Raw genomic sequence first — 1,720 nt, forward strand, 5'->3', positions numbered from 1 at the left:
TCACTGGAATGCGCTGCACCACCTTGGTGAAGTTGCCGGTCGCGTTTTCCGGCGCCACCGCGGCGAACGTCACCCCCGTGGCCGGGGCGATGCTGTCGATATGGCCACGCAGCCGCGTGCCGGGGAACACGTCCACCGTCAGTTCGACCTGCTGCCCCGGCTGCATGCGGGTCATCTGCGTTTCCTGGAAGTTGGCGACAACGAAGGCGCGCTGCAGCGGCACCACCGCGGCCACCGGCGTGCCCGGGGTCAGGTAGGCGCCGACGCGCACTGCGCGGCGTCCCACCACGCCATCAATCGGTGCACGCAGCTCGGTGTGCGAAAGATCCAGTTCGGCACGCGCCTGCGCGGCTTCGGCGCGCTGCACGGCCGCCTGTGCGGCCTGCACCCCGGCAGCGAGGATGTCGGTGCGCTGGCGTGCGGTCGACAACGCGGCCTGTCCCTGTTGCAGATGTGCACTGGCCACGGCCTGCTTCGACTGCGCCTGCTGCGCGTTCTGCACGGTACCGGCACCGTTGCGGGCCAGCTCGCGGTAACGCTGCTGGTCGGCGCTGGCCAGGGTCAGTTCGGCGCGGCTGACATCCACACTCGCCTGGGCGTGTTCGATCAGCGAGCCCTGCTGTGCCAGCGCCGCCTGCGCGTTGGCCAGCTGCGCGCGCGCATTGCCCAGGTCGGCGCGGGCGGCCAGCAACGCGACCTGGTAGTCGCGGTCATCGATGCGGGCCAGCACGTCACCGGCCTTCACCGCTTGGTTGTCCTGCACTTCCACCGCGCTGACGAAGCCAGCGATCTTCGGTGCGACCACGGTGTAGTCGGCGACCACATAGGCGTTGTTGGTGGTCTGGTGGCGGCCATCGCGCAGCAGCAGCCAGGCACCACCGGCCAGAAGCAGTACGCCCAGGCCGAGGCCCGCGTTGAGATACGTTCGATTGATTGTCATGGGGGAGTTCCTGCGAAGGGGATCAGGCCACGGCACGTGGCGGATGGATGCGGGTGGGCATCCAGGCAATGAGGGGAATGAAGGCCAGCGCGACCAACGCGACCAGCAGGTAGAGATCGGCCGAGGTCAACGCCTGCACCTGCGCATGCAGGCGCGCGCCAAGCTGCGGCCCTTCGGCCAGCCACGGCTGTTCGCCAAGTCGCTCGACCAGCACGGTGGAGTGGAAATGGCGGCGTCCCTGCGCGACCGCTTCCAGCACGCCGCTGGCCAGCACCGCAGCAAAGCCCTTGACCGTGTTGAACCACGCCGAGRCAAAGGGACCGTCCTGTGGCGCCAAGCCGCCGGTGGCCAGCATCAGCAGCGGCAGCACCGCCATCGGCTGCGCAAACACCTGCAGCAGCTGTACCCACAGGAAGTTGTCGCGTATCCAGCTGACGTCCAGATGCGCGCCCAGCCAGCAGGCCAGCGCCAGCAGCGCCAGCCCGGTGGCCTGCACCCAACGGCAATCGATCGCACGGATGTTCAGCAGTGCGGCGACCAACGGCAGCGCGATGACCTGCGGCACCGCCACCCACAGCAGCATCGGCGCGGTCTGTTGTGGGCGATAGCCCTGCACGCTGGCGAGGAAGCCGGAAGGAATGGAGATCACCGCCAGCAGCACGAACAGCACGCCACCGAGGGTAATCAGCGAGTAGCTGAGGTTGCGGTTGGCCAGCAGCTGCAGCTTGAAGAACGGCAGTGGATGGAACCACTCGTTGATGAAGAACAGCACCAGCAGAC

General features: G+C 67.8%; 2 protein-coding genes. Both read right to left on the bottom strand.

Features of this window, described 5'->3' with window-relative positions; translation table 11 throughout:
* Window positions 1-940, bottom strand: a 940-nt coding sequence (locus AC1VAN_RS20910; protein WP_480986644.1) for an HlyD family secretion protein, incomplete at its 3' end; no start/stop codon positions are given.
* A gap of 22 nt (window positions 941-962) precedes the next feature.
* Window positions 963-1,720, bottom strand: a 758-nt coding sequence (locus AC1VAN_RS20915) for an MFS transporter (RefSeq protein WP_480986645.1), incomplete at its 5' end; no start/stop codon positions are given.

Source organism: Stenotrophomonas sp. 05L44_2 (genome assembly GCF_056665995.1).